The 14,920-nt window shown below is 70.9% G+C and carries 13 protein-coding genes; 7 read left to right on the top strand and 6 right to left on the bottom strand.

Translation table 11 applies throughout. The annotated features are described in order from the left end of the window. Positions 1-80: 80 nt before the first annotated feature. Complete coding sequence (locus tag ACWFRU_RS21600) at positions 81-1,181, bottom strand: citrate synthase 2 (RefSeq protein WP_453689270.1); 1,101 nt, start codon at positions 1,179-1,181, stop codon at positions 81-83. Positions 1,182-1,490: 309 nt separating this feature from the next. On the opposite strand from ACWFRU_RS21600, the gene pdxH reads away from it, so the two are divergent. Then, entirely contained in the window at positions 1,491-2,243 is a 753-nt protein-coding gene (gene pdxH, locus ACWFRU_RS21595; protein ID WP_453689482.1) for a pyridoxamine 5'-phosphate oxidase, read from the top strand. On the opposite strand, the gene ACWFRU_RS21590 is transcribed toward pdxH, so the two are convergent. Both ACWFRU_RS21590 and ACWFRU_RS21585 read right to left on the bottom strand, forming a co-directional pair. Beyond that, positions 2,233-3,117, bottom strand: coding sequence for an alpha/beta fold hydrolase (locus ACWFRU_RS21590; protein ID WP_453689268.1), 885 nt, complete (start codon positions 3,115-3,117; stop codon positions 2,233-2,235). The genes pdxH and ACWFRU_RS21590 overlap by 11 nt on opposite strands. Before the next feature lie 598 nt (positions 3,118-3,715). Then, positions 3,716-4,408, bottom strand: coding sequence for a metal-dependent transcriptional regulator (locus ACWFRU_RS21585; protein ID WP_361832210.1), 693 nt, complete (start codon positions 4,406-4,408; stop codon positions 3,716-3,718). Between the two features lie 261 nt (positions 4,409-4,669). Here ACWFRU_RS21585 and ACWFRU_RS21580 point away from each other — a divergent pair, with 261 nt between their 5' ends. Continuing rightward, positions 4,670-5,434: an SIS domain-containing protein gene (locus tag ACWFRU_RS21580; RefSeq protein WP_453689266.1), complete on the top strand. Its 765-nt coding sequence runs from the start codon at positions 4,670-4,672 to the stop codon at positions 5,432-5,434. A gap of 23 nt (positions 5,435-5,457) precedes the next feature. On the opposite strand, the gene ACWFRU_RS21575 is transcribed toward ACWFRU_RS21580, so the two are convergent. Continuing rightward, positions 5,458-6,624: a sensor histidine kinase gene (locus ACWFRU_RS21575; RefSeq protein WP_453689480.1), complete on the bottom strand. Its 1,167-nt coding sequence runs from the start codon at positions 6,622-6,624 to the stop codon at positions 5,458-5,460. Between the two features lie 146 nt (positions 6,625-6,770). Continuing rightward, positions 6,771-7,439 carry a response regulator transcription factor gene (locus ACWFRU_RS21570; RefSeq protein ID WP_453689264.1) on the bottom strand — a complete coding sequence of 223 codons (669 nt, stop codon included), beginning with the start codon at positions 7,437-7,439 and terminating at the stop codon, positions 6,771-6,773. 128 nt (positions 7,440-7,567) lie between these two features. Here ACWFRU_RS21570 and ACWFRU_RS21565 point away from each other — a divergent pair, with 128 nt between their 5' ends. The 4 genes from ACWFRU_RS21565 to ACWFRU_RS21550 are packed head-to-tail and all read left to right on the top strand — an operon-like array spanning position 7,568 to position 11,080. Next, on the top strand, positions 7,568-8,089 hold the full coding sequence (locus ACWFRU_RS21565; protein WP_453689262.1) for a hypothetical protein: 522 nt from the start codon (positions 7,568-7,570) through the stop codon (positions 8,087-8,089). Further along, positions 8,086-9,153, top strand: coding sequence for a peptidoglycan-binding protein (locus ACWFRU_RS21560; RefSeq protein WP_453689261.1), 1,068 nt, complete (start codon positions 8,086-8,088; stop codon positions 9,151-9,153). The genes ACWFRU_RS21565 and ACWFRU_RS21560 overlap by 4 nt, the downstream gene beginning before the upstream one ends. Then, positions 9,150-9,851 (top strand): ABC transporter ATP-binding protein, encoded by a 702-nt coding sequence (locus tag ACWFRU_RS21555; protein ID WP_453689259.1) that lies wholly within the window; start codon positions 9,150-9,152, stop codon positions 9,849-9,851. The genes ACWFRU_RS21560 and ACWFRU_RS21555 overlap by 4 nt, the downstream gene beginning before the upstream one ends. A gap of 20 nt (positions 9,852-9,871) precedes the next feature. Beyond that, the gene (locus tag ACWFRU_RS21550) at positions 9,872-11,080 is read left to right on the top strand and encodes an ABC transporter permease (RefSeq protein ID WP_453689478.1); all 1,209 of its coding nucleotides are present in this window, start codon (positions 9,872-9,874) and stop codon (positions 11,078-11,080) included. A gap of 335 nt (positions 11,081-11,415) precedes the next feature. Here the strand turns inward: ACWFRU_RS21550 and ACWFRU_RS21545 are convergent, their stop codons facing one another. Further along, positions 11,416-12,831, bottom strand: a complete 1,416-nt coding sequence (locus ACWFRU_RS21545; RefSeq protein WP_453689257.1) for a PAS domain-containing protein — start codon at positions 12,829-12,831, stop codon at positions 11,416-11,418. A 587-nt stretch (positions 12,832-13,418) separates the two neighbouring features. Between ACWFRU_RS21545 and iscB the strand changes: the two genes are divergently transcribed. Then, complete coding sequence (gene iscB, locus ACWFRU_RS21540) at positions 13,419-14,855, top strand: RNA-guided endonuclease IscB (RefSeq protein ID WP_453689476.1); 1,437 nt, start codon at positions 13,419-13,421, stop codon at positions 14,853-14,855. Positions 14,856-14,920 lie beyond the last annotated feature (65 nt).

The raw sequence follows: 14,920 nt of genomic DNA, 5'->3' as shown, positions 1-14,920 counted from the left end.
CGGACGGGCTGGAATTCCAGCCCGTCCGGCGTTTGAGGACGAACTCGGCGGAGCCGGTGATGACGGCGGCCAGGGGTTCCCTAGTGGGCGATGTCCCCGTACCCCTCGACCGCCCGCGGGTCCCGCGACCCGGGGCCGATGTACCGCGCCGAGGGGCGGACAAGCCGCCCCGTCCGCTTCTGCTCCAGGATGTGCGCCGACCAGCCCGCGGTCCGCGCGCACGTGAACATCGACGTGAACATGTGCGCCGGCACCTCGGCGAAGTCGAGGACGATCGCGGCCCAGAACTCGACGTTCGTCGCCAGGACCCGGTCGGGGCGGCGGGCGTGCAGCTCGTCGAGCGCCGCCTTCTCCAGCGCCTCCGCCACCTCGAAGCGCGGAGCGCCCAGCTCGCGCGCCGTGCGGCGAAGGACCCGCGCGCGGGGGTCCTCGGCCCGGTACACCCGGTGACCGAAGCCCATCAGCCGCTCGCCCTTGTCCAGGGCCTGCTTGACGTACGCGACCGCGTCGCCCGTCCGCTCGATCTCCTCGATCATGCCGAGGACACGGGAGGGCGCGCCGCCGTGCAGGGGGCCGGACATGGCGCCCACGGCCCCGCTCAGCGCCGCCGCGACGTCCGCGCCCGTGGAGGCGATGACGCGGGCCGTGAACGTGGAGGCGTTCATTCCGTGCTCGGCGGCCGACGTCCAGTACGCGTCGACGGCCTGCACGTGCTTGGGGTCGGGCTCGCCGCGCCAGCGCTTCATGAAGCGCTCCACGACCGTGTCGGCCTTGTCGATCTCACGCTGCGGCACCATCGGCAGGCCCTGGCCGCGGGCGGACTGGGCGACGTACGAGAGGGCCATGACGGCGGCCCGTGCCAGGTCGTCGCGGGCTTCCTGCTCGCTGATGTCCAGGAGAGGCTTCAGGCCCCACACGGGGGCGAGCATCGCGAGCGCGGACTGGACGTCGACGCGGATGTCGCCGGAGTGCACCGGGATCGGGAACGGCTCGGCGGGCGGCAGGCCGGGGTTGAAGGCCCCGTCGACGAGCAGGCCCCAGACGTTGCCGAAGGAGACGTGGCCGACCAGATCCTCGATGTCGACGCCGCGATAGCGAAGCGCGCCGCCTTCCTTGTCGGGTTCGGCGATCTCCGTCTCGAACGCGATGACTCCTTCAAGTCCGGGTACGAAGTCGGACATCAGGCGGCTCCTCGTGATGTGTACGACAGATGGTGGTGACAGACAGCTCGTGACCATGTGTCAGAAGTGGGCGTGTTCGGTCCGGTTCCGCGGTCTGCCGGTGCGTGGACGGCTGCCGGCCTTCGACTCGCGGTCCGGATCGGACACCCCGGTGATGCCCCGTGCGGCTGGTGGTCACCCAACCGATTCGGCGTCGGAACGATATCCCTTGGTGCCACCCTTGGCGATGGTAAGCGGCACTCAGTGCCACACGTCACCTCCCCGTGGCGTACGACGGCCTGTCGCCCGGCTCATCGCCCGGCCCTTCGTATACGGCAAGATGACCGCGTGACCGATCGAGCCGACGCCTCAGCATCAGCCTCCTCATCTGCCGCTCCCGTCCCTCCCGTGTCCGATCCCGCCGCCATACGTGCCCACTACGGCATGGACGGACTCACCGAGGCCCAGGCGCCCGCCACGCCCGTCGAGTTGTTCGCGGTGTGGTTCACGCAGGCGCTCGCCGCGGCCGGGGCGGGACTGCTGCACGAGCCGAACGCCATGGTCGTCTCGACGGTGGACGCCGAGGGCCGCCCCGGCTCCCGCACGGTCCTGCTGAAGGGGTACGACGAGCGCGGCTTCGTCTTCTTCACGAACTACGAGTCCCGCAAGGCCCGTGACCTGGCCGTGAACCCGAACATCTCGCTGCTCTTCCCCTGGCACCCGATGGCCCGCCAGGTGATCGTCACGGGCACGGCGGAGCGCGTCGCCCGCGAGGAGACGGTGGCGTACTTCCGCACCCGCCCGCACGGCTCGCAGCTCGGCGCCTGGGCCAGCGCCCAGTCCTCGGTGATCGCCACGCGCGAGGAACTCGACCGCGCGTACGCCGACCTGGAGGCGCGTTACCCCGAGGGCGAGCAGGTGCCGGCGCCGCCGCACTGGGGCGGCTTCCGGGTCGTGCCCCGGAGCGTCGAGTTCTGGCAGGGCAGGGCGAACCGCCTGCACGACCGCCTGCGCTACACACGGACCGAGCAGGACGCCTCCGCCCCCGCTCCGGGCTGGACGGTGGAGCGCCTCAGCCCCTGAGGTCCTGGCCCTGCCCCGTCAGGACTTCGTCCAGGAACGGCTGGATCGCCTCGCGCCAGGCCTCCGGCTGGTCGTAGTGCACCAGGTGCCCGGCGTCGGCCACCTCCGCGTACTCCCCGCGGGGCAGCACCCGCACCATCTCCTGGGACTCGGCACGGCCCAGCTCGCCGTCCAGGCCGCGGACGACCAGGGCGGGGCACTGGACCTGCGCCAGATCCTCCCAGTGGGCGTCGAACACCCACGTCTCGCGGGACTTCAGCATCTGTTCGCGGTCGAAGACGGGGCGCCAGCCGTCGGGGCCCTCGGTCATCACCTCGGCGAAGAACTCGCCGCGGGAGGGGTTGGGCCGCTCGACCCAGGGATCGTCCTCGCCGAACCACTTGCGTACGTCGGCGAGCGTGGCGAAGGGCACGGGCCAGGCCTTGAACCAGTCCTCCCACTCACGCTGCGAGGCGGCCCCGAGCGCGGAGGCCCGCATGTCGCAGATGATCAGGGCGCGGACGAGGTCGGGGCGCTTCGCGGCGAGCTGCCAGGCGGTGAGCGCGCCCATGGAGTGGCCGATGAGGACGGCGGGAGCGAGGCCGAGCTGGACGAGCGCGGCCTCGGCGTCGTCCACGTAGGCATCGCGGGTGAAGGGGCCCTCGGGGGGCTTGTCGCTCTGGCCGTGCGCGCGCTGGTCGAGTGCGACCGCGCGATGTCGCTCGGCGAGCCAGCGGGCGGTGCCCGCCCAGTGGGACGCACGGCCCATCAGGCCGTGCAGTAACAGCACGCCGCCGGGCGGACCGTCGGTCTCCCTCGATTTGGGAGGATCGGCGAACTCCCAGGCCGCGAGGCGTACGCCACCCGCGCCTGTCACGTCAATGCGCCGCACCATGTTTCCTGGCACCCCCCTTGAATCCTCTCGGGCCGAACGCCTGGTTCCGTCACGCACCCCCGCACGCTATCGAACTCTTTTTCGAAAGCGGCCAGTTCGCCGCCAACACCCCTCATTCGAGTGACCACGCTCAAGGATTGGCCGCCGCAGCCGAGGGGAGATCTTCATCGGGAGGCGGGCCGCTCGGGGAAAACGGTCCGAGGGGGACGACCCTGGGAGCTCGGGGCTCCGGGTCAGAACAGGGGAGGACAGGCCCCGGCGCTCAAGGGCGCCGGGGCCCTCTGCGTGCTCAGGGGGCGATGACGCGCACCGTTCGCGTACGCGCTCCCGCTCACCAGATGGGCACATCCTCCTGCCCCCTCCCACGGCCGTGGCGGCGACCAGGCACCGGCACGGCAAGAGCCCTCAAGTCATATGCCTCTCGCGACAGCCTCGCACGCAAAACGTCCGGGCGCTGCGATTCCGCACACTGAATCTTGGACCCCACCGGATCCCGCGGTCTTCGCAACTGCCCAACCGTTACCGCCAGTTGACATGAACTCTCGGTAACAGGGGCAGCGACCGGCCGGAACCCGCCGGAGCCCGGTCCCGGCGGCCCTCAGCGCTTGGCGACGAAGACGTGCGAGGCGACCTCCGTGTCCAGCTCGGCGGCCTCACCGCTGCTGCCCACCAGCACCCCGCCCGCGGACTCCGTCACGCTCACCACGGAGCCGGGCTGCACGCCCGCGCGACGCAGCGTGTACATCAGCTGCGCGTCCGTCTGGATCGGCTCGCCGATCCGGCGCACGACCACGGTCTTGCCCTCCGTGCCGGGGTCGAGATCGACCAGGGACACCATGCCCTCGTCCAGGAACGGGTCGGCCCCGTCCTTCTCGCCCAGCTCCTCCAGGCCCGGGATCGGGTTCCCGTACGGAGACTCGGTGGGGTGGCGCAGGAGCTCCAGGACGCGGCGCTCCACCGCCTCGCTCATCACGTGCTCCCAGCGACACGCCTCCGCGTGGACCTGCTCCCACTCCAGGCCGATCACGTCGACCAGGAGGCACTCCGCGAGGCGGTGCTTGCGCATCACGCGCGTGGCGAGCCTGCGGCCCTCCTCGGTCAGCTCCAGGTGACGGTCGCTGGCGACGGCCACCAGGCCGTCACGCTCCATGCGCGCGACCGTCTGGCTCACCGTCGGCCCGCTCTGGTCGAGACGCTCGGCGATCCGGGCGCGCATGGGGACCACACCTTCCTCCTCCAGCTCGAGGATGGTGCGCAAATACATCTCAGTAGTGTCAATAAGCCCCGACATGGGTGCCCCTCAGATCTCGCTCGTGCGGCCGGCCCTGCCCTCAAGTCTGACGCATACCGCTGACAACCGGGTCGCGCCAGGGGAAAACCCGGTCCAGGCGGCCTTGACGGGGTGCTCGGGCCGTATTGACAGGGCACTGGTCCAGACCGCAACGTGATCCGCGGCACACGGGAAACACGTGCTGGAAGCAGCAGGAAACACATGCAGGCAGCAGCAGGAAATACGTACACGACATACGTACCCGGAAAGGTCCCACGGCGCATGGGCTCGAAGAGCGAGAGCAAGCTGGCCGGTCAGTACATCGACGCCGCGATCGGCCTGCTCGGGCGGGTGCGCGACGAGGAGGGCGGCAACGTCGACGCCGCGGGCACGCTGCTCGCCGACGCGGTCGAGGCCGGCGGCAGGCTCTTCGCCTTCGGCGCCGGGCACTCCTCGCTGGCCGCCCAGGACGTCGTCTACCGCGCGGGCGGCCTCGCCCTGATGAACCTGCTCGCCGTCCCCGGGGTCGTCGGCGTCGACGTCATGCCCGCCACGCTCGGCTCCGCCCTGGAGCGGGTCGACGGGCTCGCGGGCGCCGTCCTCGACTCCTCGCCGGCCCGATCCGGCGACGTCGTCGTGATCATCTCGCTCTCCGGGCGCAACTCGCTGCCCGTGGAGATGGCGATGAACGCCCGCGCCCTCGGCCTGAAGGTCATCGGGGTGACGTCGGTGGCGTACGCGACGGAGACGAAGTCGCGGCACGTGTCCGGGACCTTCCTGAAGGACCACTGCGACGTCGTGATCGACTCCAAGATCACCGTCGGCGACGCGGAGCTCGCCCTCGACACGGTCGGCGCGCCCTTCGGCCCCGCCTCCAGCGTGGTCGCCAACGCGATCATGCAGGCGATGATGGCCACGGCCGTCGAACGACTGGCCGCGCGGGGCGCCGAACCGCCGGTGCTGCGCTCGGGGAACGTGGACGGCGGACACGAGTGGAACGGCCGCGTGTTCGCCGAGTACGGCGACAGGATCTTCTACCGCCGCTGAGCCGCTGAGCCGCTCCTGCCGAGTCACCGCTGCGGAGGTCTCCGGGGGCCCGTGGGGAAGCGCACCCGCACGCTGAGCCCTCCTCCCTCCCCGTTCGCCTCGGCGGTCGCCTCCGCGCCGTGGGCGCGGGCGATCGCGGCCACGATGGACAGACCGAGGCCCGCGCCGTCCCCGCGCGCGTGCGTACGTTCCCGAAGGCGCCGGAAGGGCTCGAAGAGGTGCGGGACGGTGTCCGGCGGGATGACCGGGCCGGTGTTGACGACCTCGATGCCGTCCCGGCCGGTGCGCACCTCCACCCGGCCGCCCTTGACGTTGTGGTCCACGGCGTTCGCCACCAGGTTGTGCACGAGACGGTCGAGGAGCACCCCGTCGCCCGTCACGGTGAGCGGCTCGGCACGCAGGGAAAGCGTGACGTCCCGCTCGGCCGCCCGGTCCGCGAGCCCTTCCGTCACCGCGTCGGCGATGACGTCCAGGGCCACGGGCTCCCGCAGTTCGAGGCCCCGCTCCGAGGTGGCGAGGAGCAGCAGCCCCTCGATCAGATGCTCGCTGTCGTCGGCGACGGAGATGAGCTTCGTACGGATGCGGGCCACCTGCCCCGCGTCGGGCTCACCCGCGAGCCCGATCTCGGCGGCCGCCCGCTGGACGGCGAGCGGGGTGCGCAGTTCGTGCGCGGCGTTGGCGGCGAACCGCTGCTGCGCGCTGACCAGCTGCTCTATCCGCCCGAGCATCTCGTCGAAGGTGTCGGCCAGCTCCTTCAGCTCGCCGGGCGGCGCGTCGAGCGCGATCCGTTCGTGCAGGTTCTCGCCCGACAGACGCCGCGCGGTGCCGGTGATCACGCCGACCGGGCGCAGGACACGGCCCGCCATCCACCAGGCGAGGAACATGGAGAGCGCCGCGTAGACGAACAGCACGATCACCGACACGGTGAGCAGCCTGCTCAGGGCCGCCTGTTCGGCGACGTCACTGATCTTCGTGACGGCGAGGCCTTGCGTGAGGTCGAGGGACGAGGCGGCGTCGGACGGCACCCGCTGGGCCGGCACGGCGGACCTGGCCGGGGTGGGCACCACCCAGGGCGGGTCGACCTTGCGGGGGACGGCCGTGGTGACGGCGGCGCTGATCGAGGAGTACAGCCCCTGCCGCACCAGAAAGTAGACGAGCCCGGTGAGCAGCGCCCCCGCCAGGAGGAGCATGCCGCCGTAGAGCGCGGTCAGCCGCCCACGCTCACTGCTGAGCCGCGCGACACGAAAACGCCTGCCGCGCCCGACACCAGAACGTCCGCCGAAGCCCCCGCCCCACCCCCTCACGCCGCCCCGCCCCCTCACGCCGATCCGCCCCCTCACGCCGACCAGCCCGCGATGCGGTAGCCCGCGCCCGGGACCGTTTCCACCACCGGGGGGTCGCCCAGCTTGGTGCGGAGCTTGGAGAGGGTCACGCGGACCGCGTTCGTGCGGTAGCTGGTGTCCTCCTCCCAGACCTGTTCGATCAGGTCCTCGCCGCTGACCACCGCGCCCTCGGCCCGCAGCAGCGCCTCAAGTACCGCGAACTCCTTGCGCGAGAGCGCCAGATGACGGCCGTCGCGACTCGCCTGGCGGCGGGCGGTGTCCAGGACCAGACCCGCACGTTCGATCACCGGTGGCAGCGCGGGGCGCGTGCGGCGGCCCAGCGCCAGGACGCGGGCGAGGAGTTCGTCGTACGCGAAAGGCTTCGTCAGGTAGTCGTCCGCGCCCAGACCGAGGCCCGCCACCCTGTCCCGGACCGCGGCCGACGCCGTCAGCATCAGGACGCGCGTGAGCAGCCGCTGCCCCACCACCCTGCGGCACACCTCGTCGCCGTGCAGGCCCGGCAGGTCCCGGTCGAGGATGACGACGTCGTACTCACCGAGCTGGAGCTTGCGCAACGCCGTCAGGCCGTCGGCCGCGACATCGACCGCGAGCGCGTCACGGCGCAGCCCCACGGCGATCATCTCGGCCAGGAATTCCTCGTCCTCCACCAGCAGTACGCGCATGCGGCCCTGTGTACCTGAAGTGCACCTTTCGTCGGTGTAAGCGTCTCCGTTGAGAGAAACGAAACCTCCCTTCCCACCAGCCTGAGCGCGTCACGCGACAGCAAGACGTGAGAAGTGAAGGGGAAGCCATGAGGACTCGTAGGACGCTCAGGACTCGCAGGTCTCGTACGCGCGGCGCGGCCATCGCATCGGGAATGGCCGCCCTCGCCCTGTTCACCGGAGCCTGCTCCTCCGGCGGCGACAGCGGCAGCGGGAGCCGGGACAAGGCCGACGGCGGCAAGGGCAAGCAGGCCGACGCCGCCTTCAAGGAGCGCGAGTGCCTGCGCAAGCACGGCCTCAAGGTGAGCGAGCCCAAGTCCGGCGAGGACACCCGCGGCATCACCATCGGCGGCGACATGACCAAGGAGAAGATGGAGGCCGCCATGAAGGCCTGCAACACGGGCAAGGGCGGCGGCGCGGGCGGCGGCTCCATCTCCCAGGCCGACAAGGACAAGATGCTCAAGTACGCCCGGTGCATGCGCAAGAACGGCTTCAACATGCCCGACCCGAAGTTCGAGGGCGGCGCCATGGAAGCCCAGAAGATCCCCCAGGGCGCCGAGGCGAAGAAGATGGAGAAGGCCGCCAAGGCGTGCAAGGACATCGTCGCGTGAGGCGCCGCACCGCCGTCACCGCCACCGTCGTCGCCCTCCTCGCGATCACCGGCGGCGGCGTCGCCGTCACGGCCCTCGCCGACAACGGCAAGGACGGGGCCACGCACCAGGACGCCGGACTCCCGCCCGCCACCGCCCCCGTCGAACGCGGCGACCTCAGCAGCGGCACCCAGGCCGACGGCACCCTCGGCTACGCCAAGGAACGCAAGATCAACGCCGGCACCAGCGGCACCCTCACCTGGTCCACGGGCAGCGGCTCGACGATCAAGCGCGACGGACGCCTGTACGAGGTCAACGGCGTCCCGGTACGCCTCATGTACGGCACCGAGCCCATGTACCGCACGCTGAAGCCCGGCGACGAGGGCAACGACGTACGGCAGCTCGAAGAGAACCTCCGGGCCCTCGGGTACGGCGCCGGGCTCGCCGTCGACGACGCGTACACGGACGGCACCGCCGCCGCCGTCAAGCAGTGGCAGAAGGCACACGACCAGAAGCGGACGGGCCGCGTCGGCCCCGACCAGATCGCCTTCTTGCCCGGCGGCGTCCGCGTGAAGTCCACCGAGTCGGCCGTCGGCGACCAGGTCGCTCCGGGCAAGCCGGTGCTCGCCACCACGAGCGCCGAGCGAGTCGTACGTCTCCAGCTCGACGTCGCCGAGGGCAAGCTCGCCGAGGTGGGCACCAAGGTCACCGTGGACCTGCCCGACGGCACCACCGCCAAGGGGAAGATCGCCTCCGTCGGCAAGACCGCCAAGCCCGGCGACGACCCCGCCGACAAGACCCCCAAGATCCCGGTCACCGTCTCCTTCGACGACCCCGGCAAGGTCGACGGCTTCGACCAGTCCCCGGTCACCGTCAACCTCACCGGAGAGACCCGCGAGAACGTCCTCTCCGTCCCCGTCAACGCCCTCCTCGCGCTGCCCGGCGGCGGCTACGGAGTCCAGGTCGTCGAGAACGGCCGCGCCCGCCAGGTGAAGGTCGGACTCGGCATGTTCGGCCAGGGACGCGTCGAGGTCACCGGGGGCGGCCTCAAGGCCGGCACGAAGGTCGGGGTGCCCAAGATATGAGCGCCGTCGTGGAGCTGGGCGGGGTCACCAAGAAGTACCCGGGCGGGGTCGCCGCCCTGCGCGGCGTGGACCTCACGGTGGAGGAGGGCGAACTCCTCGCCATCGTCGGCCCCTCCGGCTCCGGCAAGTCGACCCTGCTGCACATCATCGGCACCCTGGACCGCCCCTCGGAGGGCTCCGTGGCCATCGCCGGACACGACGTCGCCACGCTCGCCGACCGCAGCCTGTCCGCCCTGCGCGCACGGCACATCGGCTTCGTGTTCCAGGCGTTCCACCTCGTGCCGGGGATCAGCGCACGCGACAACGTGGCGGAGGGCCTCCTGTACTCGGGCCTCTCGCGCGGGGAGCGCCGCGCGAGAGCCGCCGACGCCCTGGACCGCGTCGGCCTCGCGGACCGCATGGGACACCGCCCGCACGAACTCTCCGGCGGCCAGAAACAACGCGTCGCCATCGCGCGTGCGGTGGTCGGTGCGCCGGACCTCCTCCTCGCGGACGAGCCGACGGGGGCGTTGGACTCCGCGTCCGGCGAGGCGGTGATGGAACTCCTGCACGACCTCAACGCGGAGGGCGCCACCATCGCCGTCATCACGCACGACACGGAGATCGCCGAACGGCTGCCACGGCAGGTGCGGATCCGGGACGGGCAGGTGGTGGCGGATGTGCGGGCCGCGGCGGGGGAGGAGGTGAGCGCGAAGTGACGCGTACGAACCGGACCGGGATGAAACGAGTGAGGAACACCCGCCTGAAGGCGGCGCGGCTCGGACCGCGGGACGTCCTGCACGTCGGCTCGGCGGGCCTGCGCAGCCGCCCCGTGCGGGTCGTGCTCTCCGCCCTCGGTATCGCCATCGGGATCGCCACGATGATCGCGGTGGTCGGAGTCTCCTCCTCCAGCAAGGCCCAACTCATGCGCGAACTGGACGCGTTGGGAACGAACATGCTGGTGGCCGCGCCCGGAGAGCCCATGTTCTCCGGCGAGAAGGTGGTGCTCCCGCGTGACGCGGCCGGACGGGTCTCCCGCATCGAGGGCGTCCAGGACGTCGGCGCGACCGGCGACCTCGACCACAGCGTGCGGCGCAGCGAGAAGATCCCCGAGGACGAGACCGGCGGCATCTCCGTCAAGGCGACCACCGAGGGCCTGCTGAAGGTCCTGCGGGGCGAGATGGGGCGCGGCACGTGGTTCAACGCCGCGAACAGCCGCTACCCCTCGATCGTCCTCGGCGATGTCGCGGCGGACCGCCTAGGCATCACGCGACCCGGTCAACAAGTCTGGCTGGGCGACCGCTACTTCACGGTCGTCGGCATCCTCGACCCGCTGCCCCTCTCGCCCGACGTGGAACGCTCGGCCCTCGTCGGCTGGGAGGCGGCGAAAACCGAGCTCGGCTTCGACGGCCGCCCCACCTCGGTGTACGAACGGTCGACCGACGCCTCCGTGCACGACGTACGCAAGCTGCTCGCCGCGTCGATCGACCCGGAGAACCCGCGCAACGTCCAGGTGACGGACCCCTCTTCGGCCCTCCAGGCGAAGGCGGCGACGGAGGGCGCGTTCTCCACGCTGCTGCTCGGTCTCGGCGGGATCGCGTTGCTGGTGGGCGGAGTCGGCGTGGCCAACACCATGATCATCTCGGTCCTGGAACGCCGCTACGAGATCGGCCTGCGCCGCTCCATGGGCGCGACGAAGGGGCAGATCCGCATCCAGTTCGTCACGGAGTCCCTCCTGCTGTCGGGCCTCGGCGGCCTCGCGGGAATCGCCCTCGGCGCGACGGCGACAGCCGCGTATGCGGTGTCCGGCGACCTCCCCTGGGTGATCCCCCTCTGGGCGGTCACAGGCGGCTTCGGAGCAACGCTGGCCATCGGCACGGTGGCGGGCCTCTACCCAGCGGTACGAGCGGCCCGCCTCTCCCCGACCTTGGCGCTGCACGCGGCCTAGCCGGCCGGGGGGACGGGTTCCAGGCCCCGGGAGGCCTGGGCGGTCGGGCTGGCCCCGGGCGCCTGGCTGGCCGGTTGGCTGACGGGGGAGGCTGCGCTGGGCGGGTTTGCTGGTCGCCGGGGTCTGGCTGGCGGGCGGACTCTGAGTCGCCGCTTCGCGGCGGATTCCCCCACCCGCCCACCCGTTAACCCGGCGACGAAGGATCACCCACTCGATGCACCGCAGGGTGCACGGGTGGGTGGGCGGGAAAGATCCGCCGCGAAGCGGCGGCCTTGAACGCCACCCCCGGCGGGGAAGCGGCGGCCTTGAACACCGCCCCCCGGCGGGGAGCGCCGTCAACCGCCCAAAACATGAGCCAGGTCAAGCGAGGCCGCAACCCTCGCCGAGACACTCTCCGCGTACGACGCGTCCGCACGCTCGAACTGGGTACGGCTCGCGCCCCGCAAGAACGTCACCACCCCCAACGTCCGCCCCCGACTCCGCAACACCGCGCACAACGCATGCACCGTGTCCTCCGGCCACTGCCTGGCCGCCGCCCACTCCCGGGCACGCTCCGGCGGCGCGGTCCCCGCACTGGCCCGGACCGAACCCATACGGTCCACGCACTGCGGGGCCGGATGACCCTCCAGATACCGCACGGGAAGCCCCGCCTTTGCCACCGGCAGGCACGGCCCCGGAGCACCGGCAGGCGTGGCGGCGACACGAATCAGCCGTACCCGCTCCTCGCTCCCCGCACCCCCCGCACCCCCCGCACTCCCCGCATCCCCCGCGTCTCCCGCCACCAGATCGATCAACGCGTGATCGGCGAACCCGGCAAGGGCGAAGTCAAGCTGGACCGTCGCCGCCTCCATGGGGTCCTCGCACTCACCCGCGGCCCGCGCCGCCCGGTGCAACTGCTGCGATCGAAAACGGAGTTGCGCCGCGTCCTGCTCGGTCTGCTTGGCCTCCGTCACATCCAGGAAGAGCCAGGCGACCCCCAACGGCACCGGCTCCTCCGCGAGCGGCGACGCGAGACGCAGAAAGCCGCTGCGCCAGCAACGCCGCTCCGGTTCACCGCTCTCCGTGCCCCGCACCGACACCCACATCTCGGCGGGCGCGGGCGGCGCCCCCTCGGCGAGCACATGGCTCAGCGCGCTCTCCAGCTCCTCCACGCCCTGCCCGAGCAACTCCCCGAGGGGCCGCCCCAGCAACGCCGTACGCCCCATCCCCAGGGACCGCGCGGCATGTTCGTTCGCCACGGCGGGACGCAGATCCGCGTCGACGAGCACCACACCCCATGAGGCGCTCTCGAACAGCGCCTCGCTGAGCGCGATGGAACGCTCCAGATCGATCTGCGCGTGAACCTCGCTGAACGCGCAGTACACCCCCGCGGGCTTCCCGTCCCCGCCCAGCACGGCGGCGGACTGCGTCCGCACGAGCACCCGCCCGCCGTCCTTCGTGAGCAGCGCGAACTCGTGCACCTGCCGCCCATGCGCCTCCATGGACGACATCAGCCGCGTCTCGACCTCCTCGGCGTCGGCGGTCCGCACCGCCCACCCCGCGAACCCCTGCCGCCCGACGGCCTCCGCCGCCGACCACCCGAGAATCCGCTCGGCCTCACGATTCCAGTGCGTCACCACCCCGTCGGCGTCGAACGCGCACAGGGCGGCGTCCATCCCGTCCAGCAATGCCGCGAGCAGTTCGGCCCCACCGGGCTCAGGCTCTTCGGGCCCGAGTTCGTCGGTGGTCCCGCTACGCCGGGAAGCACTCACCTGGCACCCCCTGCAGGCCGTGTCCTCATGAGCTGCATGTTCTGCGAGTTCCGCGTATACCGCACGTCAGATCATTGAACTCGAACGTGACGCAGCCCACAGCCACTTCCCAGAAGTCGGACGAAATCGTTGCCGGTGAACGGTTGAGAGCGGGCGCGGTCGCTCGGAATCGGACGCACGTCCAAAGGTTCGCACAATTGGTTGACCCTGAATGATTCAGTTCGCCGGGCGACAGGTGATCGCTAGCGTCGGCGGGACATACACACGAAGGGTCACTCGCCCCTCGGCTCACGGCCGGGCTTTCCGTCGCACGGACAAGCAGAGTGACCAGCCCGAGTCATCAAGACCTCCAGGTCAAAGGAAGGTGCCCTTCGATGACTACGTTTCCCGCAGGTGAGCAGACCCACCGGGCTGTGCTTCCTCAGCAGCCCGCACTGGAATCCGAGAGAGCAGACACCCTCCGGAGCAAGGACGAAACGGCTCACGGACTCCCCGCCACCATGCGGGGCACCGGCGAGGAACATGGGCGAGGGGAGACCGACGGGCAGCGCGCCAGACCCCGTCGGCGTCACGTCGAACCTGTCGCCCTGGCGGCGGAGGCGACAGAGAGCGGGAGCGGTGACGCTCCCACAGACCGCACGTACACCGGAGGCGTAGGCGCGAGCAGAGTCTTCGTCCTTGCCGCTGACAGACGGCCGTTGATGCCGTGCCACCCTGCTCGCGCCCGTGAACTGCTCACCGGGGGACGGGCTGTCGTCCATCGGCGAGTTCCGTTCACCATCCGGCTCAAGGACCGTATGAGCGCCGACTCGGAAGTCGACGGCGTGCAACTGCGCATCGACCCCGGATCCAAGGCGACCGGCCTCGCGCTCACGGACGAGAAGACGGAGACCCGTGATCGCGGGAAAGCCGTCCTCGTACGCCGGGGCCTGGTGACGGCCGAACTCCGGCACCGCGGCGACCAGATCCAGCTCCGCATGAAGAAGCGCGCCGGGTACCGGAGCAGACGGAGATCCGCGAATCTTCGCTACCGAGCGCAGATGAGCAACAACCGAGGCCGCCCGAAGGGTTGGCTCGCCCCGTCACTGCGGCACCGCATCGACACCACCCTGTCCCTCGCGAGTCGCTTCTGCCGGTATGCGCCGGTCACAGAGGTTCACGTGGAGAGCGTCGCGTTCGACTCCCGCTCCATGAGCGCGGGCAAGCAGCTCAGAGGTGACGAACACCAGATCGGCGCACACGCCAAAACCGTCGCTCGCGCGTACCTGCTCTCCGCGTGGGGCCGATCCTGCGCCTATTGCGGCGCGACCGGCGTTCCTCTCAATCTCGACCACATCCACCCCAGCAGCCGCGGCGGCTCCAGCAGAACCTCCAACCTGGTGCCGGCGTGCGTCCCCTGTAACCAGGCCAAGGGCAACGCACGCGTCGCGGTCTTCCTCGCCCACCGGCCGGAACGCCTCACGGAGATCCTTGCTCAGACGCGGACCCCGCTGCGTGACACCGCGGTGATGAACTCGACCTGCCGACAGCTCATCGAGGCACTGAGTGCTCTCGGCCCGCCAGTGCATGCCTGGTGGGGCGGCCGTACTCAGCAGAACCGCACTGCGATGGGACTCGCCAAGACCCACACCGTCGACGCCCTCGTCGTCGGCGACCTGGATCGCGAGAACGGCGGCAGGATCGTCCGAGTGGCCGCGCGCGTCCTGGTCGTGAAGTGCACCGGACGCGGCTCCTGCGCCCGTACCACCCCTGACCGGTTCGGCTTCCCGCGGCTTCGGCGGGCCCGCGACAAGCAGCACTTCGGGTACATCACGGGGGATCTCGTACGCGCGACAGTGCCCGTCGGGAAGTGGGCGGGCACCTGGATCGGACGCATCACGGTACGAGCCAGGGGGCAACACACTTCACCGACGGGTCGGTTCAGCGTCTCGCACCGCAATCTGCGGCTGCTTCAACGCGGCGACGGATACGCCTACGACACCCGGCAGGAGCCCGTTGCGTCGCCGTCTCGAAAAACCGGTTGAGGTGAGCCGCGACCGTTCCTAGGGTGTGAGTCATCACGGAGAGGAGGTGGTTCGGCAGATGTATG

The sequence above is a fragment of the Streptomyces sp. NPDC055099 genome, assembly GCF_053607685.1.
The sequence above is the reverse complement of the archived record's forward strand: the minus strand, read 5'-3'. Positions and strand labels throughout refer to the sequence as shown.

Excerpts from the sequence above, each read along its gene's own strand:
- ACWFRU_RS21600 (WP_453689270.1), bottom strand. The coding sequence starts at position 1,181 with ATGTCCGACTTCGTACCCGGACTTGAAGGAGTCATCGCGTTCGAGACG.
- ACWFRU_RS21580 (WP_453689266.1), top strand. The coding sequence starts at position 4,670 with ATGGGCTCGAAGAGCGAGAGCAAGCTGGCCGGTCAGTACATCGACGCC.
- ACWFRU_RS21585 (WP_361832210.1), bottom strand. The coding sequence starts at position 4,408 with ATGTCGGGGCTTATTGACACTACTGAGATGTATTTGCGCACCATCCTC.
- ACWFRU_RS21590 (WP_453689268.1), bottom strand. The coding sequence starts at position 3,117 with ATGGTGCGGCGCATTGACGTGACAGGCGCGGGTGGCGTACGCCTCGCG.
- ACWFRU_RS21565 (WP_453689262.1), top strand. The coding sequence starts at position 7,568 with ATGAGGACTCGTAGGACGCTCAGGACTCGCAGGTCTCGTACGCGCGGC.
- ACWFRU_RS21570 (WP_453689264.1), bottom strand. The coding sequence starts at position 7,439 with ATGCGCGTACTGCTGGTGGAGGACGAGGAATTCCTGGCCGAGATGATC.
- ACWFRU_RS21555 (WP_453689259.1), top strand. The coding sequence starts at position 9,150 with ATGAGCGCCGTCGTGGAGCTGGGCGGGGTCACCAAGAAGTACCCGGGC.
- ACWFRU_RS21575 (WP_453689480.1), bottom strand. The coding sequence starts at position 6,624 with ATGCTCCTCCTGGCGGGGGCGCTGCTCACCGGGCTCGTCTACTTTCTG.
- ACWFRU_RS21550 (WP_453689478.1), top strand. The coding sequence starts at position 9,872 with ATGAAACGAGTGAGGAACACCCGCCTGAAGGCGGCGCGGCTCGGACCG.